Annotated in this window: 20 protein-coding genes; 6 read left to right on the forward strand and 14 right to left on the reverse strand. The window is 56.1% G+C overall.

The features are described 5' to 3' along the window. Positions 1 to 59: 59 nt before the first annotated feature. The 14 genes from flhD (AC6I7A_RS16745) to flgB all read right to left on the reverse strand — a co-directional run bounded on the left by flhD (AC6I7A_RS16745) (position 60) and on the right by flgB (position 13,143). Complete coding sequence (flhD, locus tag AC6I7A_RS16745) at positions 60 to 491, reverse strand: flagellar transcriptional regulator FlhD (RefSeq protein WP_064484494.1); 432 nt, start codon at positions 489 to 491, stop codon at positions 60 to 62. 51 nt (positions 492 to 542) lie between these two features. Further along, positions 543 to 1,265, reverse strand: a complete 723-nt coding sequence (locus AC6I7A_RS16750; protein WP_058956479.1) for an RNA polymerase sigma factor FliA — start codon at positions 1,263 to 1,265, stop codon at positions 543 to 545. 181 nt (positions 1,266 to 1,446) lie between these two features. Beyond that, positions 1,447 to 3,141, reverse strand: coding sequence for a methyl-accepting chemotaxis protein (locus AC6I7A_RS16755; RefSeq protein WP_058956480.1), 1,695 nt, complete (start codon positions 3,139 to 3,141; stop codon positions 1,447 to 1,449). A gap of 80 nt (positions 3,142 to 3,221) precedes the next feature. After that, positions 3,222 to 4,142, reverse strand: coding sequence for a flagellar hook-associated protein FlgL (flgL, locus tag AC6I7A_RS16760; protein WP_058956481.1), 921 nt, complete (start codon positions 4,140 to 4,142; stop codon positions 3,222 to 3,224). Positions 4,143 to 4,185: 43 nt separating this feature from the next. Continuing rightward, a complete protein-coding gene (flgK, locus tag AC6I7A_RS16765; protein ID WP_058956482.1) occupies positions 4,186 to 5,829 on the reverse strand; it encodes a flagellar hook-associated protein FlgK in 1,644 nt (547 codons plus the stop codon). Between the two features lie 105 nt (positions 5,830 to 5,934). Next, the gene (flgJ, locus tag AC6I7A_RS16770; protein WP_058956483.1) at positions 5,935 to 6,870 is read right to left on the reverse strand and encodes a flagellar assembly peptidoglycan hydrolase FlgJ; all 936 of its coding nucleotides are present in this window, start codon (positions 6,868 to 6,870) and stop codon (positions 5,935 to 5,937) included. Next, a complete protein-coding gene (locus AC6I7A_RS16775; RefSeq protein ID WP_058956484.1) occupies positions 6,870 to 7,991 on the reverse strand; it encodes a flagellar basal body P-ring protein FlgI in 1,122 nt (373 codons plus the stop codon). Before AC6I7A_RS16775 ends, flgJ begins: the two co-directional genes overlap by 1 nt. A 10-nt stretch (positions 7,992 to 8,001) precedes the next feature. Beyond that, a complete protein-coding gene (locus AC6I7A_RS16780) occupies positions 8,002 to 8,697 on the reverse strand; it encodes a flagellar basal body L-ring protein FlgH (RefSeq protein ID WP_058956485.1) in 696 nt (231 codons plus the stop codon). Between the two features lie 104 nt (positions 8,698 to 8,801). After that, the gene (gene flgG, locus AC6I7A_RS16785) at positions 8,802 to 9,584 is read right to left on the reverse strand and encodes a flagellar basal-body rod protein FlgG (protein WP_058956486.1); all 783 of its coding nucleotides are present in this window, start codon (positions 9,582 to 9,584) and stop codon (positions 8,802 to 8,804) included. A 24-nt stretch (positions 9,585 to 9,608) separates the two neighbouring features. Further along, positions 9,609 to 10,364, reverse strand: coding sequence for a flagellar basal body rod protein FlgF (locus AC6I7A_RS16790; protein WP_058956487.1), 756 nt, complete (start codon positions 10,362 to 10,364; stop codon positions 9,609 to 9,611). A gap of 12 nt (positions 10,365 to 10,376) precedes the next feature. Further along, complete coding sequence (flgE, locus tag AC6I7A_RS16795; protein WP_058956488.1) at positions 10,377 to 11,579, reverse strand: flagellar hook protein FlgE; 1,203 nt, start codon at positions 11,577 to 11,579, stop codon at positions 10,377 to 10,379. A gap of 35 nt (positions 11,580 to 11,614) precedes the next feature. Further along, positions 11,615 to 12,307: a flagellar hook assembly protein FlgD gene (locus AC6I7A_RS16800; RefSeq protein ID WP_058956489.1), complete on the reverse strand. Its 693-nt coding sequence runs from the start codon at positions 12,305 to 12,307 to the stop codon at positions 11,615 to 11,617. A 12-nt stretch (positions 12,308 to 12,319) separates the two neighbouring features. After that, positions 12,320 to 12,724, reverse strand: coding sequence for a flagellar basal body rod protein FlgC (gene flgC, locus AC6I7A_RS16805; RefSeq protein ID WP_058956490.1), 405 nt, complete (start codon positions 12,722 to 12,724; stop codon positions 12,320 to 12,322). An 8-nt stretch (positions 12,725 to 12,732) separates the two neighbouring features. After that, the gene (gene flgB, locus AC6I7A_RS16810) at positions 12,733 to 13,143 is read right to left on the reverse strand and encodes a flagellar basal body rod protein FlgB (protein ID WP_058956491.1); all 411 of its coding nucleotides are present in this window, start codon (positions 13,141 to 13,143) and stop codon (positions 12,733 to 12,735) included. Positions 13,144 to 13,424: 281 nt separating this feature from the next. Here flgB and flgA point away from each other — a divergent pair, with 281 nt between their 5' ends. The 6 genes from flgA (at position 13,425) to AC6I7A_RS16840 (ending at position 18,981) form a co-directional block, all read left to right on the forward strand. Continuing rightward, complete coding sequence (flgA, locus tag AC6I7A_RS16815) at positions 13,425 to 14,129, forward strand: flagellar basal body P-ring formation chaperone FlgA (protein ID WP_058956492.1); 705 nt, start codon at positions 13,425 to 13,427, stop codon at positions 14,127 to 14,129. Between the two features lie 94 nt (positions 14,130 to 14,223). Then, positions 14,224 to 14,514 (forward strand): flagellar biosynthesis anti-sigma factor FlgM, encoded by a 291-nt coding sequence (gene flgM / locus AC6I7A_RS16820; protein ID WP_058956493.1) that lies wholly within the window; start codon positions 14,224 to 14,226, stop codon positions 14,512 to 14,514. A gap of 15 nt (positions 14,515 to 14,529) precedes the next feature. Further along, complete coding sequence (locus tag AC6I7A_RS16825; RefSeq protein WP_058956494.1) at positions 14,530 to 14,973, forward strand: flagella synthesis protein FlgN; 444 nt, start codon at positions 14,530 to 14,532, stop codon at positions 14,971 to 14,973. A gap of 524 nt (positions 14,974 to 15,497) precedes the next feature. Further along, complete coding sequence (gene flhD, locus AC6I7A_RS16830) at positions 15,498 to 15,857, forward strand: flagellar transcriptional regulator FlhD (protein WP_058956495.1); 360 nt, start codon at positions 15,498 to 15,500, stop codon at positions 15,855 to 15,857. Between the two features lie 10 nt (positions 15,858 to 15,867). Further along, positions 15,868 to 16,410 carry a flagellar transcriptional regulator FlhC gene (gene flhC, locus AC6I7A_RS16835; protein WP_058956496.1) on the forward strand — a complete coding sequence of 181 codons (543 nt, stop codon included), beginning with the start codon at positions 15,868 to 15,870 and terminating at the stop codon, positions 16,408 to 16,410. Between the two features lie 171 nt (positions 16,411 to 16,581). Further along, positions 16,582 to 18,981: an HAD family hydrolase gene (locus AC6I7A_RS16840; RefSeq protein WP_153009168.1), complete on the forward strand. Its 2,400-nt coding sequence runs from the start codon at positions 16,582 to 16,584 to the stop codon at positions 18,979 to 18,981. The last annotated feature ends 48 nt before the right edge of the window (positions 18,982 to 19,029 follow it).

Below are 19,029 nucleotides of genomic sequence, written 5' to 3' on the forward strand. Positions count from 1 at the left end.
GGGCCGCCTGGCGCACCCGTCCGGACAGCCTGTCAGGCCAGATGACGCCTTATCCGCGATTAGGCCTGGAACCGGGAGTCAGGCACTTTCACCATTTCTGGCGACACTGACCTGCGCTGCCCCGCCGCGTTACTGCGGCTATCAGCCAGCAGCGGATCGGGTCTCGCCTGCAGCAGCCCGGTCGATAAAATAATGCCGGTATGAATGCTCTGCAGTGCCTCAAGGCGCGAACGGCGGGTAAGCACGTCCACTATCGATTCGTTGTCGAACCGCAGCTGGCAGATCAGCTGGTCCACCGACGCCATGCGCAGCAGCTCTGGCAGGGGCAGATTTTTCAGCCGTGTCAGCAGCCTGTCACTGATGCCCAGATAGAAGCCCGCCGTCGCGACATCCTGCGCAATAAGATGCTGGGCAAGCAGTAAATAAGAGAGATTGAAGGCGTATATTTTTTGCAGCCGATCGCCGTAGCTGTACAACCCTGTTTTCATCATCTGTTCACTCGCTGATCGTTTATATGCCTGCAGGAAAAGGGCAACCCGGCGTTATTGATGTAAATCCAGCCTTGCGCGCAGCCGTTTAATCGCCTGACTATGAAGCTGACTGACGCGTGTTTCGGTAATTCCCAGGATATAGCCGACCTCTTTCATATTCAGCTCCTGCTGATAATAGAGATTCAGCAGCGTTTGCTCTCTTTCAGGCAGATGCTTTATTTCATCGCTGATCTGAACGGCCAGCCGGGAAAACATGGCGCTGTTTAAAGGATTTAACGCTTCGTGATGGCTGTCGGGCTGTTCGAAACGATCGCCATACTCTTCCTGCAGTTCGTCCAGCGAATAGATCATGCTGTTGTTACTTTCGGTCAGCATCGACTGATATTCGCTCAGTGACACGCCCAGCTCTTTCGCGACGTCAGCCTCGCTGGCCGTCTGACCACTCGCCTGCTCCAGGCGCTGAATAACGGCAGAGAGGCGACGTGAATTACTGCGCACCCGGCGCGGCACCCAGTCACGCTCACGCAGCTCATCAATTAATGCCCAGCGCACCCGCTGAGTAATATAGGTATTCAGCGCAATCCCTTTTTTCGGGTCATAATCGTCAATGGCATTTAATAACCCGATAGCGCCTGCCTGAATGAGATCGTCTAATTCTACGCAGGCCGGTAATTTAACCTGTAAATTAAGGGCTTCTCTGCGCACCCAGAAACGATACTTTAACCACAACCCCTTTTTATCAATGACACCGTCCGGGGTATAGATACCATCCAAAATTAGCGATTCCACGAGGTAAAGGTTATGCGAAATTATTAACGATACAAATAAAATCAAATAGCCTGATAAGCGAAAACAAACAGAGCTATTTCGCCAGCCTGATCATGACCGATAACATTCTGATAAACAAATAACCGCAGACCGCCATTATTTGTTTATCTGTTCAGTGCGGATCTGATTAAAAGCTGGTCCAGTCACTTTCTGCTTTATTTTTACTGAACGAAGGCTCCTGGTGAGTCAGCGGTTTTTTTGTCGCCAGCGGCGCGGTGAGATGACTGTCACGCGCGGTGTGATTACCACCCTTCTCCTGCAGCAGGAACTGCGACACGGCCTGCTCCAGATTGTGAGCATACTCTTCAACGCTGCGCGCCACAGAGGCGGCTTCTTCCACCATGCTGGCATTCTGCTGCGTGACAGAATCCATCTCATTCACCGCCTGCGCGATCTGATTGATACCGGTACTCTGCTCATCCGAGGCCGAGGTTATCTCCGCCATAATATCCGTGACCTGCGTAACCGACTTCACCACTTCTCCCATGGCTGCGCCCGCCAGCTCCACCTCCTGTGAGCCGGTGTGCATATTGGCCACACAGACATTAATTAACTGACGGATCTCTTTGGCCGCATCCGCACTGCGTTTTGCCAGGCTGCGCACCTCCCCGGCCACGACCGCAAACCCACGCCCCTGCTCACCGGCGCGCGCCGCTTCTACGGCCGCGTTCAGCGCCAGGATATTGGTCTGGTTGGCGATGCTGTCGATCACGCCGTTGATATCGGCAATCTGCCGCGAGTTCTCGGTGATCTCCTGCATGATGCCATCCAGATTGACCATCACCTCACCGCCTTTGCGCGCGCTGTTGCTGGCGCTCTCCACCAGCTGTCTGGCGCTGTGCGCATTATCTGCATTCTGGCGAACGGTAATTTTCAGCTCTTCCATACTGGCCGCCGTCTCCTGCAACGCGGAAGCCTGCTGTTCGGTACGGGAAGAGAGTTCATTGTTGCTGTGCGAAATCTCCTGCGCGCTGCCGTAGATGCTGGTCACCTCCTGACGAATGTCTGACACGGTGCGGGTGAGCGCGACGCGCATCTTCTCCAGCTCAACCAGCATGTCGCCAATTTCATTGCGGGCACCCGTTTCCACAGGCTGACTCAGATTGCCGGAAGCGAGTAATGCAAAGGTCTCCCGGGTCTGACGCAGACGGGAAAAAAGCGTTTTTTTCAGCCAGACCCGCGCGATGACCACCATGATGACCGAGACGATCACCAGGAGGATGGCGACCGTCAGCATCCGGGCATTGACCCTGTCGCCCTCCGCTTTGTGCTCCAGGATGGTGGCGCTCAGCACCTCATGATAGGCATCTAATTCACTTTTCAGTGCGGCGCGAAACTCACTGGTCTGTTTCTCTAATACCTCCACCTCCTTCAGCGGCAGAGCGGGATCGAGCATGGCACTTCTCATGCTCAGCGTGAAATTCAGCAGATTATTATAGGCCTGTGTCACCTTCTGAACCTGAGTACGCTCCGCAGTTGACAGCGCAGGCTGACGGGTAAATTTTTTATATTCTTCATCCGCCAGGGCCACCAGTTTATCGATGCTCTCGATTGACTCTTTATTAGCCGCGCGGATACCGGTTCTTTCGAAATTACCTTTTTCAATAAAGGTGGCGATGACCGCGATGCCGACAGCATTATTCAGACTGGTCGTGGCATCCTGAATATGATTATCCGCAGAGGCGATACTGATAGCCTCGCGGATCTGGCTGTCGAAGCGGTGTGAGCTGCTGATATTGAAACAGGAGATGGTGGCCAGAAAAATGACAAAGAGCGTCATCAGGGAGTTTATCCCTGCCGAAATTTTTATATTTTTAAACATGATGATCCCGCTGATTTAAATGATCAATAAAGTCGTGCTGACGCGTTTACCATATCGTCAGAATGGATTTACGTGCTTTATCACCTGAAATTAAAAATCGACATTTTCTGCATGGTCTGAAATACCGTCATCGATGCGGTAATGGCAAACTCAGACATTCTGGATTGTGTAATCAGGCTAATCTGCGTTTCAGAATCGGTGCCCAGCGCCTGTTGCAGTCGCGTGGTTAAATTAATTTTTTCTGCATCCGAGGTGGTACTGAGTGCATCCAGCTGTTGCAGGCCGGTGCCCACATCAGACTGCATTTTCCCGATATTATCGATATTGTTCTTTACCGCTTTATTCACGCTGTCCAGGGTATTCTGCAGGGCCTGACGATCGTCATCGCTGGTCACCGGCGTATTTAAGGCGTTAACCGCCTGATCAATCGCCGCCAGCAGATCGTCGCCGGTGCCGCTCATAAAAAGCTGCCGTCCGGTATGCCCCACCTGCAATGCAACGTTGTCGCTGACGTTTTGCGTCAGCGGCGTGTCGCCGCCGGCATAACGGCCTGTTTTGTCGAACGCTTCACTGCCCGTTTTATAACCGGCAAAGATAAAACGGCCGCTGCTGTCGCGGGTATTGCCCAAATCAAGCAGGCTGCTGCGGATCCCTTTTAATTCATCAGCCAGCGACTGACGATCCTGATCGGAATAAGAACCGTTACCCCCGGCGACAATTTTTTCCGTCAGGTTTCCCGACAGCAGGTTCTGAATCGTGCTCAGCGTGGTATCTTCCTGGCCCAGCGCGTTTCGGGCATACGTTCTGGCGGTGTCAAACTGGCTGAGTCCGGATAACGCATTTTGCAGGGTCACCGCCTGCGATGCCCGCGCAGGATCATCAGACGGTGTTAACAGCGTCTGTCCTGCTGAAAGACGTGAACTGACATCATTTCCGCTCGCCATTGATTGAGTGATGCTTTCAATATGCTGCTGATACATATAGTGAGTGCTGAAGCGCATCGCGACATTCTCTCCGGGTGATAAAACGCATTACGGTAAAGGTCTATTTAATATTCAGGATGGTGTCGAGCAGCGTGGTCGCGGTTTGCAGTACCTGAGAGTTCGCCTGGTAATACTGGGAATACATCTGCATATTGATATATTCCTCGTTAATATCGACGCCGGAGACCGACTGCTGTTGCTGACTCCATTGTGACAGGACGCTTTTTGCGGTGGCGCTGCTGGTTTTCACGGCATTGACGGAGGAACCGACCGAGCTGACCAGGCTGGCATAAGCCTCATTCAGGGTGGAATTGCCGATCAGCTGCTGGTTTTTAATATCGAGCATCTTCTTCAGATTTTCGTTGTTGCTCTGCTCACTGGCATCCGCCGACGCTGAGGCGGCAATGCCGTCGCCGCCGCTGATGGCGACCGTCAGCGATCCCGCCACGCCTGACAGCGGATTGAGCTGAAAACTGTCGTTCGCTTCTGCCGTCCCCTGCGGTTTCACCGCCAGCCCGTCAAAATGCAATGTGCCATCCTCGTCCACGGTCGGCGTCAGGGTGTTTCCCTCCGCTGTTTTCACCGTCCAGTCGGTGCTGGCGGGGCCGGTAAAGGTCAGAGTGTACTCCTCCGCTTTGATGGCGCTGCTGTCGCTACGGGTTACCGCCAGTGACGCGTCACCGCCGTTGCCGCTGTTGGCGATCGCCTGGGGATCGGCGATGGAAAAAATTGCGCCGCCCGCGTCGCCCTGTTGATCGTAACCGCCTCTATTGACCGCGTTGAAGCGGGTGGCCATCTGAAGCGCCAGCTGGTTCAGCTGATTTTCGGCATCTTTCAGGTCGGTGTTGCGAAAGGTAAACAGGCCGCCCAGCCTGCCACTGCTCATCTCACTCTCATCCAGTAACATCGGGTTACCGGCGCTGTCGGTGTAAGAGACGACTAATTTTGCGGGATTGTCAGCGGCAGGCTGGGTTTTCAGTTCACACACGCTGTCGCCATTCACTAACGAGTAGCCGTTCGCCAGCGTGACATCGGTGCGGCCGGTGGTGCTGTTTTCATTCACTTTGATCCCGGTTAAACCGCTCAGTTTCGTCAGCACCTGATCGCGTTGATCGAGCAGATCGGCCGGCAGGTTGCCGCTGGTCGCCTGGACTTTAGCGATCGCTTTATTCAGCGAGGCGAGCTGTTTTGCGCAGCCGTTAATATCATCCACAGCCTGACTGATTCTGGTATTGGTGCTTTTTTCCAGGCCGGTCAGGGTCTGACTGCTGGTCTGATACTGACTGGCGAGGGTTTTGAACTGCGCATAGACTTCCTGACGCGTGGCTGAGCTGGCGGGATCGCTGCTCATTTTGGACATTGCGCTGAAGAGATTGCCCAGGGTGATGGAGACATTATGCGTATTGTCGCCGAAAAGGTTATCGATCTGCGCCAGCTGCTCATACTGACCGTTCAGCGCCTCAAACTGCGAGGTGGAACCCCGCACCTGATTATTCAGGAAATTGTCACAGCAACGCTGAACATCATTAGCCTGGACGCCGTAGCCAAAAAAACCGCTGGCCGTCGTGCGGCCGCCCGCTTCGCCCAGAATAATATTTTGCCGACTGTAGCCATCCGTCATGGCATTACTTAAATTATTGCCCACCACATTCAGCGCGGATTGGGCAGTACTCAATCCGCTCCGGGCGATATTAAACAGATTCATCGGTACACCAGCCTCATAGCTCAGAAGTCGGGGCCGCTTGTGGGCCTGTCAGTTTACGTCGTGATCTATTTATCGTGAGTTTCAGAAAAAACTAAAACGGCCGCACTAAAATAATTCGTCGACGCTTTTTTTATAACCTGCCGCGCTTTTCGCGAGGTTATTTTTCACGTAGTGAATAATGTTAATTAATTTTTTCGCATAATCGGGATCGGTGGCATAACCACTTTGCTGTAATACGTGCGCAGCATTTTCAACGGACGGATTATTTATCACGTTCCGGTAACGGGGATTCGCCGTTAAAAAATGGATGTAGTCCGATAAGGCCTCAGCGTAATTTTTATAAACCCTGAATGAGGCTTTAACTTTCCGCAGTACGCCACCCATATATTCCGAGGTCATGACGTCGGCAGACTCCCCTTTCCAGTCCGGCGTTGCCTTAATGCCAAACAGGTTATGCGTGGCCCTGCCGCTGGCGGTGATAATTTCGCGACGCCCCCAGCCCGATTCCAGCGCCGCCTGCGCGATGATCAGCTGATGAGGAATGCCGCTCAGCCGTGCGGCCTCCCGCGCCGGTGAGAGCAGGCGGGAGATGAAGCTATCACTATCGGGTCGGGCAGGCGCGTCAGCCACCTGAAGCCGTGGGCCGTCGTGCTGCACACCGCTATGCCAGAGCGGCGGCATGAGAGAGGTGAGCGCAGCCGGCATCGGTAACGCTGACGGCGGAGACGCGGATGAGGCGTCGCTGCCCCCCATCTGACGGGTCAGGAAGTCGGCCAATCCCAGCGTTCCCTGCGTCGCGATATCCTGTGAAATCTGCTGGTCATACAGGGCGGTAAACATCTGTGACTGCGGATTATCAAACAGCCCGCCCTGGAGCGATGCCGCACGCATGCTTTTCAGCATCATCTGGATAAACAGCCCCTCCATCTGCTTTGCCGCCGCGCTAAGCCCCTGCGCTGGCGAACGTTCTGCCGCCCGCTTCAGGGCCGCCAGATTGCGCACGTCAAACGCGGCCCCGCCCTCTAATCCGGCGCTGCGCATCAGTCGGTTTCCAGCCGGGCATGCAGACAGCCTGCGCTTTTCATCGACTGCAGAATCGCCATGAGATCGTTGGGCGTTGCGCCAAGCGTGTTCAGCGCCCGGACAACGCTGTTGAGATCGGCGCTGGTGCTGACCCGCTGTAGTGATCCGCCGCTGTTCCGGACCGAGACCTGGGTATTGGGCGTCACCACGGTCTGCCCGCCCGCCAGCGGCGTATCGGGCTGGCTCACCTGCTGCGTGCGCGCCACCTCTACGGTTAAATCGCCCTGCGCCACCGCGCAGGCATCCAGCCTGACATGGCGGTTCATCACCACCGAACCGGTGCGGCTGTTAATAATAATGCGCGCCTCTCCGGGGCCGGCCTGGATCGGGATGTTCTCCACGCTGGCCAGAAAACGGACCCGGGCGGCCGCATCCTGCGGCGCTGCCAGCTGCACCGTTCTGGCATTTTCCGCCAGGGCGGTATCGCTGCCAAAACGACGGTTAATCTCATCGGTGATCTGCTGAGCAATCGAGAAGTCATCTTCATTCAGCTGCAGCCGGATCACGCGCTCACTGGCAAAGCTGCTCGGCACTTCCCGCTCGACCGTTGCCCCTCCGCTGATGCGGGCACCGTTCAGCTGATTAACCTGCACCCGGCTTCCGCCCCCCTGCGCGCCTGCACCGGTCACCAGCACGTTCCCCTGCGCCAGGGCATAGATCTGGTTATCTACCCCTTTCAGCGGGGTCATCAGCAGCGTGCCGCCGCGCAGGCTTCTCGCATTCCCCATGGAGGAGACCACCACATCGATTTTATCGCCCGCGCGGGCAAACGCCGGCAGCTCGGCGGTGACCATCACCGCCGCCACATTCTTCAGCTGCATGTTGGTGCCGCTGGGGACGGTGATCCCCAGCTGCGAAAGCATGTTGCTCAGGCTTTGTGTGGTAAATGGGGTCTGCATGGTCTGGTCGCCCGACCCGTCAAGACCAACGACCAGCCCGTAGCCCATCAGCATATTGCTGCGCACGCCCTGCACAGAGGTTAAATCGCGGATGCGCTCAGCCTGCACCCACCCTGGCAGGCACAGGCTCAGGCAGGTGCAGAGCAGGATGAGATAACGTGTTAAAGGTGACATGTTCATAACCCGTGAATTAAAACGGTGAAAGATTGAGAAACAGGCGTTGCAGCCAGCCCATCTGCTGCGCTTCGTTGATGTAGCCATTGCCCACATACTCAATTCTGGCGTCAGCCACCTGGGTTGATGAGACGGTGTTGCTGCCACTGATGGTGCGCGGATTCACCACGCCAGAAAAACGGATAAATTCGGTGCCCTGATTGATCTCAATCTGCTTTTCGCCCACCACCCGCAGGTTGCCATTTTCCAGCACCTGCTTCACCGTCACGGTCAGGGTGCCGCTGAAGGTGTTTCTGGCCGCAGCGCCCCCTTTGCCGGCGAAATCGTTCTTGCCGGTAATACTGGTATTCGCCCGGTCGCTGCCAAACAAGCCGGCTAAAAAGCGGGGCGTCGCGTCGAACGCCAGCGAGTCACTGCCGTCACGGCTGGAACTGGCCGAGGAGCTTTTGCTGGCGCTGACATTCTCCTGCAGGACGATGGTCAGGATATCGCCCACGTTGCGGGGCCGGCGATCTTCAAACATCGGCTGATAGCCATAGTTCATGGTCTGACCCGGCTGAAATATTGCGTCATTGTGGATGACGGGCGGCATGGCCATCGGCGCGGCGGTGGTGCTGCCCTCAATCAGCGGTTTGCGGGGCAGATAAGCGCAGCCGCTGAGCATCAGCATCAGCGTAATGCTGCAGAGCCGCCAGCCGCCACGGCGCGGCATGGGCAGCAATCCCTCCTCCGCCGCTATCCGGTACCGATTACCGTTCATATCAGAATCCCATCCCAGGGAGCCGCGGCGCGATCCGCCGCCCGCGCTCGCCCGCATTACAGATTCGACAGGCGCTGCAACATCTGATCGGATGTTGAGACGGCCTTGCTGTTGATCTCATACGCCCGCTGGGTCTGGATCATGCTGACCAGCTCTTCCGCCACGTTGACGTTAGAGGTTTCAACGTAGCCCTGCTTCAGCGTGCCGCCGCCGTTCAGCCCTGGCGTGGTTTCATTGGGGGCGCCGGAGGCCTGGGTTTCGTGGTAGAGGTTTTCCCCCAGGCTTTCCAGACCCGAATCATTGATAAAGGTGCTGAGTGTCAGCTGGCCCACCTGCTGGGGTGCGGTCTGGCCTGGCATCGTGACGCTCACCAGCCCATCGTTGCCGATGGTCAGCGTCTGCGCCCCCTGCGGGATGGTGATGGCGGGCTGGACCGGATAACCGCTGGAGGTCACCAGCTGGCCGTTCTGATCGAACTGAAAGGCGCCATCGCGGGTGTAGGCGGTGGTGCCGTCCGGCAGCTGCACCTGAAAGAAGCCGCCGCCCTGGATCGCCACATCTTTGCTGTTATTGGTCTGTGTCAGGCTGCCCTGACTGTGGATACGTTCGGTTGCCACCGGCCGCACACCGGTGCCGATTTGCAGGCCCGACGGAATGGTGGTCTGTTCAGAGGACTGAGCGCCAGGCTGACGCAACGTCTGATAAATCAGGTCTTCGAACACCGCACGCTGACGCTTGAATCCATTGGTGCTGACGTTAGCCAGGTTATTGGCTATGACATCCATATTGGTCTGCTGGGCTTCGAGACCCGTTTTAGCAATCCACAGAGAACGGATCATAGGGTGGTTTCTCCTCGCGCGCCCTTATCCCAGCGTAAACAGCTGGTTGGCGCTTTTTTCATTTTCATCAACCGTGCTGATGAGCTTCATGTGCATATCAAAGTTGCGGGCGGTGGCGATCATCTCGACCATGGTGTTTACCGGGCTGACGTTGCTGCTCTCCAGCATGCCTGGCATCAGCCGCAGGCTGGGGTCAGCCGGTAACGGTGCGGCGTTGCCCGGCTGCGCACGACCGGCAGGATGGAAAAAGCCATCATCGCCCCGCTGCAGCGTGGCGGCCGGGGCATTAACCAGCTTTATTTTTCCGGTCTGTGCCACGGCAGTGGGTTGATCGCCCGCCCCCAGCACGCTCAGCGTGCCATCCGGCGCGACGGTGACCTGTGACTGCGGTGGCACCGACAGCGGCCCGCCATCACCCAGCAGCGGTAATCCCTGCACGTTCAGTGCGCCTTCGCTGCTGACCTGAATGCTGCCGTTGCGGGTGTAGCCCTCACTGCCATCAGGTAACTGCACGGCCAGCCAGCCATCCTTTGGTAACGCCACGTCCAGATCACGGCCGGTCTGATGCACCGCGCCCATCGTGCTGTCGCTGCCCGGTGTGGACTCCACCACCAGCGTGCGGGTGGGCACCGACGGCCCGTTGACCGGCACGGCCCGATAGGCGGTAAGCTCAGCGCGGAAGCCGGTGGTGGAGGCGTTAGCCAGATTGTTTGCGGTAATCGCCTGGCGATTGAGCGCGGCACTGGCCGCCCCCATCGCGGTATAAATCGCACGATCCATTGTGAGCCGCCGTTAGCCGAGGTTGACCAGCGTCTGCAGCAGCTCAGACTGGGTTTTGATGGTCTGGGAGTTGGACTGATAGTTGCGCTGATAGACGATCATATTGACCATCTCTTTGCTGAGATCGACGTTAGAGGCCTCTACCTTGTTGCCATACAGGGTGCCCAGATTGCCCGTGCCGGAGATGCCGGTCACCGGCTGGCCGGAGGCGGGGGTTTCGGTCCAGCAGTTGTTGCCCTCTGAAGAGAGTCCGCCCGCGTTCGTAAAGTTACTCAGCACCACCTGCCCCAGCAGCTGCTGCTGGCCGTTGCTGTAGGAGGCAATGATTTCACCGCTGTCCCCGACGGTGTAGCCATTCATCAGGCCCGGCGCATAGCCGGTGGTGGTCGGACTGTTCATCGCCGTGTCTGACGCCTGCTGGGTCATGCCGGTCAGATCGAAACTGAAATTAAGCGGCTCGCCGCCGTTGTAGGCCGCCCCCTGGACGGGGAGCTTAGCCGGGCTGGTCGTCAGCTGACCGGCGGTATCAAACTGCAGCGCAACCTGCTGAACACCGTTGTCAGCCGACGTCATATCTCTGGTGTAGGCGGTCCACTGGTTATCCGCCGTTTTGGCGAAATAGATATTGATGGTGTGCTTGTTGCCGAGGCTGTCATAGGCATCGGCCTGAGTGACCGAGCTGTAGGTGCTGCTGTCCGTGGGATCAAACGGGGTTTTAGTGACCACTTTGGTGCCGGAATTGAGGTTACCGTTCAGCGTGCCGCTGTCTGAAGCGCGGGCCGCCATCTGTCCGGTGGGGATCTGAATCGGTCCCACGGCCGCCCCGGGCTGGATCGCTGGCGGTGTACCGGTCGCCTGATAGCCGGTCAGCGACATTCCCTGATTATTGACAATGTATCCACTGGCATCGGTTTTGAACTGGCCGTTACGACTGTAGAAAACGCGTCCCGCGTCGTTGACCAGCCGGAAAAACCCGTTGCCCTGAATCCCCATATCCAGGCTGCCGGTGCCGGCCCCCAGCACCCCATCGGTGAAGCTCTGATTCACCCCCGCCACCTGCACACCCATCCCGATCTGCGAACCGGCAAAGACATCACCAAACGCCACGGAGCCTGACTTAAAGCCCACGGTCTGGGAGTTGGCGATGTTGTTCCCGACAACATCCAGGGCTTGTGACGCTGCGTTCAGGCCGCTGAGGCCTTGTGAAAAGCTCATTATTCTGGTCCTTGATTACGCAAAACAGTCAATAACTAGTCGATTTCATAGACTTTATTCAGCGTGGCGGTGCCATCCACACCCAGCTGCAACAGAGCACCGGTTGAGGAGAAGGCCACGCTTTCCACCTTCGCTTTTTTCAACGCGACGATAGCGGGCGCGTCGCCGTTACTGTCTGCGGCAGCAAATGAAACGGTGCAGGTCGCGCCTGTCGGCGGCGCCGACGGCTCAAAATTTTTCAGATCATCAAGGGTATAGCTGTGCGTACCGGCCTTGACGTTTTGCAGCGTGGCGCGGTAGGCATTGCCCGCGGTGTCGGTCAGCGTAACGGTCACCGTGTCGGCATCATGTTCCGGCAGTGAAAAGGCGAACGACTTATTCGCCTCGGCACTTTCTGCGTTCTCCACCTCCGGTGTGCCTTCCACCAGCACGGAACGCCCTACCCACTCCGCCGCATTCATCTGCTGCATACTCGTCACCAGGGTGCCGACGTTGTTTAACGTGCTGTTGAGCTGCTGAACGCCCGATGCCGTGTTGAACTGTGCCAGCTGGGTGGTCAGCTGGTTGTTATCCATCGGATTGGTGGGGTCCTGGTTCTGCATCTGCGCAACCAGTAGCGTCATGAAGTTATTCATCAACGCTTCCGCACTGGTTCCGCTGGTTGCCGCGGCACTGGCACTCACTTTCGGACGGCTGTCCGCACTGCTCATCAGGGGCGCAATGGCCATGGTGCAATTCCTTTACTGGCCCAGCGTCAGCGTTTTAAGCATCAACGCTTTGGCGGTATTCATGACATCAACGCTGGCCTGATAGCTGCGCGAGGCGGAGAGGGTGTTGACCATTTCGCCCACCACATCCACATTCGGCATGTGCAGGTACCCTTTCTCATCTGCCAGCGGATTCCCCGGTTCATACCTCAGCCGATCCGGCGCGCTGCTTTCGACCACATCGCTGACGCGAACGCCGCCAACAGGCTGATCCTGTGCGGCATCAACGCGGAAAATAACCTGTCTGGCCCGATAGGGTTTACCGTCCGGCCCGGCCACGCTGTCGGCATTCGCCATATTACTGGCGCTGACATTGAGCCTTTTTGATTGGGCGGTCATCGCCGAGCTGGAAATAGAAAAAATGCTGAATAGCGACATAATGACAATTACCCCTGACTGATCGCGCTCATCATATTTTTAATCTGCGTGCTGAGAACGGTGAGGCCCGACTCATATTTCACACTGTTATCCAGAAAATCAGCCCGCTCACGATCCATATCCACGGTATTACCGTCAGCCGACGGTTGATCGGGGATGCGGTAGAGTAACCGGGCATCATCAATACCCTGCGACCTGGCGGCAAGGTGCTGGCCGGAAGTCCGGGTTAACGCCAGAGGCTGCAGGCCGTTATGGCGCGAGACCGCCTGCTTTAGCTGTGAGCTGAAATCAATATCTCTGGCCAGATAACCTGGCGTATCGGCATTAGCGATATTCGCTGCCAGAATAGTCTGGCGCTTATTAAGCAGAGATAACGCGTCCTGCTGGAATCCAAATTCCCGGTCAAGTCTGTCAAGCATGAATAATTCATCCCGTGCCAGGGTGATTTTATTGCGGTGATAGTAAATGAGTGCAGCTGGAATCTATAATTTGAAAAATCGTCATAAGCGTCATTAATTAGCAAGTTAAGCAGAGAATAAAATCCCGCCACCCTGACCATGCTGGTAAATAGCGTCATTTCTGATCTGACTTTGCCCGTTATAAATCCGGCGTTGCGCTGTAGACTGATCCTGAAGCCCCATCCGCGCGGCACAGCGGATATTCAGCCTGCTCTTTTCCTCTCTTTTCAGGAAACGTTACCGTGAAGAAGACCTTCATTTCATTCGTTAATATCGGCGGGTTAATTCTGCTGCTGGCCGTGGTGACACCTTCCCGCGCAGCGTCCGATCGTAAGGCGCTGACGGATCAGATTACCCGGTTGCTGAATGAGACGATTAACCGGCCATCGCCATCGAGGCCCACGATCGAGGTGACCCTGCTGACCCCGCCCGCCCGGCTCGGCACCCTGTGTGCCAGGCCGGTTCTCTCGCTGAGCGGCAATCCGGGACGGCTGCCCGGCCTGCACACCCTCATTGCGCAGTGCGATGGCGCGCGACATTTTCTGCAGATCCGGGTGAAGGCGACCGGCACCTGGTGGCAGGCGACCCATCTGATTCCGCGGGGTGCAACGGTAACGTCGCAGGACATCCGGCCACGGCAGGGATCGCTTGAGCATCAGCCTGCCGGGCTGATTGTCGATGCCCGTAACATTATCGGCTGTGTCGCACTGCGAGCCATCCACCCCGGCGAGGATCTGCAGCAGGGGCAGCTGCGTCTGCCCTGGGCCATTCAGGCAGGCGATGAGGTTGAGGTCAGCTTTCAGGGCGCGGGATTCACCCTCCGCACCCGCGCGAAAGCGCTTGATAATGCCGCCCTGGCACAGCGGTTACGCCTGAAGAGCGCGTCAGGTAAGATCCTCACCGCGACCGCAACCGCCGATCATCACGCCGCGGTCGACGCGGAATAACCGGCGCGCAGTGCGCCCTGTGCCTTCAGTAATTTTGCAAACGCCCGATAATTTAAGAGGGAGAGTTTTAACGAACATATTGCATAGGATAACGATGAGCATAACCCGCCCCCTCAAAATCTCAGCGGCGCGATTCAGTGAGATCCACCCGGAAGCGTCAAAACCCGTTGATCGGCAACCGGCACGTCAGGCCAGCGCCAGTCGCGACACCGGCACCCGGGTGCGACTGAGTCATCAGATTCAGGCTCTGCAGAGTGACGCCAGCCAGGACATTAACACCGACCATCTGGATAAGATTAAAGCCGCACTGGCGTCGGGCGAACTGCCTATCGATACCGATAAGATCGCCGTCTCCCTGGTGCAGGAAATGTTGCAGATAAAGTGACCGGGGGAACGAAGAATGAATGCGCTACGTGAGACCTTGATTACATTGCAGAGCCTGCTGGAGGAGCTGCAGCCGGTGCTGTCTGAGGAGCTGAAGCAGCTGAACCGGCTGCAGCTGAATCCGGTGACGCTGCAGATGCTCTCCGACAATAAAAGCCGGCTGCTGTCGACGATTAGCTATTACGAGGCGCAGCGGAAAAAGCAGGAGAGTGAACGGAATGTGGCAGCGCCATACACGCACCAACCGCTGCTCGGGCCGCTGTGGCAAAACATCCTGGCCTCTGCCCGTCTGAACAGTGAACTCAACGCGGCCCTCTGCCCCATCCTGGAACTGCAGATGCAGAAAGCCATGACATTAAAAAGCATGGTGAAGCAGGTGAGTCACTCTGCGGCTATCTACAATGCTGACGGAAAAGCTTCGCAGCACATCACCGGCAAAGCCTGCAACATCACGATCTGACCGCGGCGGTGCCTGCTGGCCGGACCGGCGGCCGGCCTGGCGCACGGACACACTCTTTCGTGAAAATAAAATAACGGACACTTTACAAATTATCCCCCCTCTTTTTTTCAGCCATCGTCATACTGGAAAAATAGCACCTTCCTGAATCTGTGTTTATTTACAGCCTGCGCATCCGGCGTATTTACCTTAATTTTTATATACCGAAATGGTGATATTGCCGACCATGCCACCCCATGAGGTTAAAATATCAAACCCCTGTTTTTTAAATAAAAAAAAAGACAGACAGCTTTAAAGTGATAATTATTTTCATCTGTATGCGCCGTAATGACGTTAATAGCCCCTGATCTGGCAGCTATTCTTCGCGATGGCCTCTCCCTAAGAATATTCCGTGGTGATATGATGGCGTCAATCAGCCAGTTAAGACGAATCGGACCGCCTGTTTTATCAGCTGCGTTTTCACGCAGCCGGAAACCGTTATGGATCGCCGTCCGTGATCATTTTATTATTTAACCGGGTATCAACACATGCAAAATAATTACACTTTTGAAAAACATGCTGATCAGTCAAAGAATATAAATGATTTAAATCTCTCTTATCTGCTGCTGGCGCAGCAGCTGATTAATCAGGGAGAAAAAGATGCGGCCAGTTTTCGCCTTGGACTGCCTGAGTCGCTGATGGATGTCCTTAAAGAGTTATCCATTTCACAGCTGGTAAAATTAGCCTCAACCAACCAGCTCATCTGTCAGCTGCGCATTAACAGCGAGGCCGTTATTGACTTCCTGACGAAAGAATCACGCATTGATTCGCTGCAGCCTGTTCATACCGGGATTATCCTCTCAACAGATATCCTGAATGCGCTTCCGGATTCAGCCATGGCAAAGTGATGACAACCCAATGAGCGAGCAAAGTCTTTTAGATGAAGTTTATGATACTCACCTCGCCATGGAGCTGATCGCTTCTGGCGCACGGATGCAGGTGCTGGAGAGCGAAACCTCACTCAGTCGCAGAAAACTGCTGCGCCTGTTTAAGGAGATAAAAGGGTGTTCGCCTGCCAAAGGCATGCTGCCCTTCTCACCGGACTGGTTTATGTCGTGGGAACAAAATATTCACTCTTCGCTGTTTTATAATATCTATCTTTATCTGCAAAAAACGGAAAAGAAACGCCCCATCCTGTCGCTGCTAAAAGCTTACCGGCTATATCGGGAACAGTGTCCCTGCCCGCCGGGTGAAAAGCCGGTTCTGGAATTTACCCGCGCCTGGACACTGCTTCGCTTTATTGAGTGCGATATGCTGGAACAGGTTTCCTGCTCCGTTTGTGGCGGTAATTTCATTTCAACAAAGCATTACGTCAATACGCTGTTTACCTGCAGCCTGTGCCATCCACCTTCGCGCGCCAGCAAGAAAAATAGCGTTAAGGCTGACGTCACCGACGCATGAAATCTATTACGTCACACTGACAACGACAGTTAATCAGCAAATGTCCCGATGGGGGCATTTGCTAAACGCTGAAAAGCTGACATTCCCGTCAGATAATCCCGCCCTCTCCTCAGCCGCGCTTACGATAAAATAACAGGCTATTTTTAAAGAGCCGCGCATTCAATAATGACCATGAATAATTCAGCTTCTTTTCAGCAGATTACCCAGCAATTTCTGGCGCGTAATATTTCCGTTTTGTCCCTCGACTGTTTCGATACGCTCTTCTGGCGCTATGTCTCCCGCCCTTTTGATATTTTTACGCAGTTGCAGCACGGACTCTGTCCGACGGCCCGGGTCCAGGCGGAAGCCCGTGCCAGACAGAAAAAATATGCCGCGACCCGTCAGGAGGAGGTCACCCTGGCGGAGATTTATGCGGAACTGGCCGGGCAGTTTGATGCTGAACAACAGCAACAGATGGTGGCGCGGGAACTGGCCCTGGAGAGCGAGAACGGGTTCCTGTTTCCCCCTGCGCTGGCGCTGCTGCGTGAAGCGAAAGCGCGCGGCATTCGCACCATCATTGTCAGCGATACCTATTTTACTGCCGATCAGCTGAGTCACTTACTGACCGCCCACAGCAGTGAGATCCCCGCGCTGATTGACCATATCTATTGTTCGGCAGACCATGGGCAGGCGAAATCCGGCGCGCTCTGGCCGGAGATCGTTCAGCGAGAGCAGGTCAGCCCGCAGGCTATTTTTCACGTCGGGGATAATCTCCACGCCGATTTTCTGCAGCCAGTAAAGGCAGGTATCAGCGCCCGCCACTTCAGGCAGAATGAGGCGCTGATTCAGAACGTACTGGAGCAGCGGACGGTCGCCGCGAAGATGCTGTTTCCCGCCTGTGGCGCGACCGCGCCCGTTCCCCAGTTTTTTCACGCCTGCTACGCTGTCGCATTGCGCGATGCGATCGGCAGTGAGCAACTGACCGGCTGGACGGTGCTGGGGCCGGTTCTCTATGCTTTTGCCCGTTTCCTGAAACAGCAGTGTGATCTGACGCCGGGTGCCCGGCTCGGCTTTTTGATGCGTGACGGCTATATGCTGCGTGAAGCCTGGCAGGCGCTCTATCCCGGCGCGGAATCGGCTGCGCTCTGCATTTCCCGCTTTACCGCCATAAAGAGTGCGTTTCACTCTCAGCAGAGTCTCGCTGACTACCTGGCAAAAACGCTGCCCGCAGCCGGAAGGGTGACCGAAGCGGGATGGGCCATGATTGCCCGACATCTGATGATTAACCCCGCGCGCAGGAAAAAGATCGACGCGCAGCTCAGGAAGAACCATTACCGTTCAGACCTGCTTTATACCTTACTGATGCAGTCCGACGTGGTGAACGAAACGCTTGCCCGCTCGCAGGCCTGCCGTCAGCGCCTGATCACCCACCTGCAAAAAAGGATGGCGCTGCAGCCCGGCGAAACCTTAATGCTGGTGGATCTGGGCTATGCGGGGACGGCACAGAATCTGCTTGGGCCGCTGCTGGAAGCGGCGCTGGACGTGAAGGTTCGTGGCTGCTATCTCATTGCGGCCTGGACGCCCGGCTGGAAAAACAACCGTACCGCGCTGATCAACCCTGATACGGCAGATTTTCGCGTCATCCGCACGCTCACCCGCTTTATTTCCGCCTTTGAAATGCTCTGTTCTTCACATGATGCGTCGGCAATCGATTACAGCGAGGCGGGCGAGCCTGTCGGGGAGGCAGACCCCTCTTCGGACCTGATGCGCACACGGGTGAGGGCGATTCAGCATGAAGCCCTGCGGTGTGTCAGGCTGGCGGGAGAACAGGCGATCCCGGCGTCTCAGGCACTGCGGGACGCGGCGGCTATCGATCTGGCGCGTTATCTCTATCTGCCGCTGCCGATGGAGATCGATTTACAGGAACGGCTGACCTTCGACATCAATATGGGAACGCAGGCGACCAAAAAAATTGTCGATATTCAGGAGGGCATCAACTATATGCGCCGTTATGGCGTTTCCCGTCTGTCTCAGGATGAAAGTTATGTCACGCACACCAATATTCCTTCCGAACTGCGCTATTGCGGCATGGAGTATGCCCTGTCGCTGCTGTCAGCGTCGCGTTATGCCCTTTCATGGTCGCTATCTCATAGCTCACAGCGGCAGCAGAAACTGGAGGTGTTATTTGTCACGCCGGATCACGCCGTCCAGAGTGAAGCGCTCTTCGCGACCAGCACCTTCGACGGGTTTTATTCGCTCTATATTCCTGTCGTCACGGCTGAAGTGGTCATTGCTATCGGGAAAACGTTACGCGACTTTGAGCTACACAGTGCTGGCCTGATCCCTCAGCAGGCTCTGCATCAGAGTCACGAACATCACGCTTTTCAGCCGCTGGAAAAAGAGAAGGCGTACTTTATCGACGGCGGCGTGCAGCTGAACAACCTTGTCGTGAATATGCCGGAGGAGGGCTTTATCTATTTCAGGCAGCCCGAGCCGAAGCGCAGGATGATGATCGCGCTGGTCTATCGCCCGCTGACTGAACAGGTCCCGCTCAGTCAGTCCGGTAAAGCGGGTACGGAGAGCGAGCGCTAGCCGGGGCTAACCGACAGCGCCAGAAAGCAAAAACCCCGCAGGAGCGGG

The sequence above is a fragment of the Type-F symbiont of Plautia stali genome, assembly GCF_059731105.1.

Bases quoted from the DNA above. Each gene is read 5' to 3' on its own strand.
- AC6I7A_RS16755 (WP_058956480.1), bottom strand. From the start codon at position 3,141: ATGTTTAAAAATATAAAAATTTCGGCAGGGATAAACTCCCTGATGACG.
- flhD (WP_064484494.1), bottom strand. From the start codon at position 491: ATGATGAAAACAGGGTTGTACAGCTACGGCGATCGGCTGCAAAAAATA.
- AC6I7A_RS16840 (WP_153009168.1), top strand. From the start codon at position 16,582: ATGAATAATTCAGCTTCTTTTCAGCAGATTACCCAGCAATTTCTGGCG.
- flhC (WP_058956496.1), top strand. From the start codon at position 15,868: ATGAGCGAGCAAAGTCTTTTAGATGAAGTTTATGATACTCACCTCGCC.
- AC6I7A_RS16790 (WP_058956487.1), bottom strand. From the start codon at position 10,364: ATGGATCGTGCGATTTATACCGCGATGGGGGCGGCCAGTGCCGCGCTC.
- flgB (WP_058956491.1), bottom strand. From the start codon at position 13,143: ATGCTTGACAGACTTGACCGGGAATTTGGATTCCAGCAGGACGCGTTA.
- flhD (WP_058956495.1), top strand. From the start codon at position 15,498: ATGCAAAATAATTACACTTTTGAAAAACATGCTGATCAGTCAAAGAAT.
- flgG (WP_058956486.1), bottom strand. From the start codon at position 9,584: ATGATCCGTTCTCTGTGGATTGCTAAAACGGGTCTCGAAGCCCAGCAG.
- AC6I7A_RS16825 (WP_058956494.1), top strand. From the start codon at position 14,530: ATGAATGCGCTACGTGAGACCTTGATTACATTGCAGAGCCTGCTGGAG.
- AC6I7A_RS16775 (WP_058956484.1), bottom strand. From the start codon at position 7,991: ATGAACATGTCACCTTTAACACGTTATCTCATCCTGCTCTGCACCTGC.
- flgK (WP_058956482.1), bottom strand. From the start codon at position 5,829: ATGAATCTGTTTAATATCGCCCGGAGCGGATTGAGTACTGCCCAATCC.
- flgM (WP_058956493.1), top strand. From the start codon at position 14,224: ATGAGCATAACCCGCCCCCTCAAAATCTCAGCGGCGCGATTCAGTGAG.
- flgE (WP_058956488.1), bottom strand. From the start codon at position 11,579: ATGAGCTTTTCACAAGGCCTCAGCGGCCTGAACGCAGCGTCACAAGCC.
- flgL (WP_058956481.1), bottom strand. From the start codon at position 4,142: ATGCGCTTCAGCACTCACTATATGTATCAGCAGCATATTGAAAGCATC.
- flgC (WP_058956490.1), bottom strand. From the start codon at position 12,724: ATGTCGCTATTCAGCATTTTTTCTATTTCCAGCTCGGCGATGACCGCC.
- AC6I7A_RS16780 (WP_058956485.1), bottom strand. From the start codon at position 8,697: ATGCCGCGCCGTGGCGGCTGGCGGCTCTGCAGCATTACGCTGATGCTG.
- AC6I7A_RS16800 (WP_058956489.1), bottom strand. From the start codon at position 12,307: ATGGCCATTGCGCCCCTGATGAGCAGTGCGGACAGCCGTCCGAAAGTG.
- flgJ (WP_058956483.1), bottom strand. From the start codon at position 6,870: ATGCGCAGCGCCGGATTAGAGGGCGGGGCCGCGTTTGACGTGCGCAAT.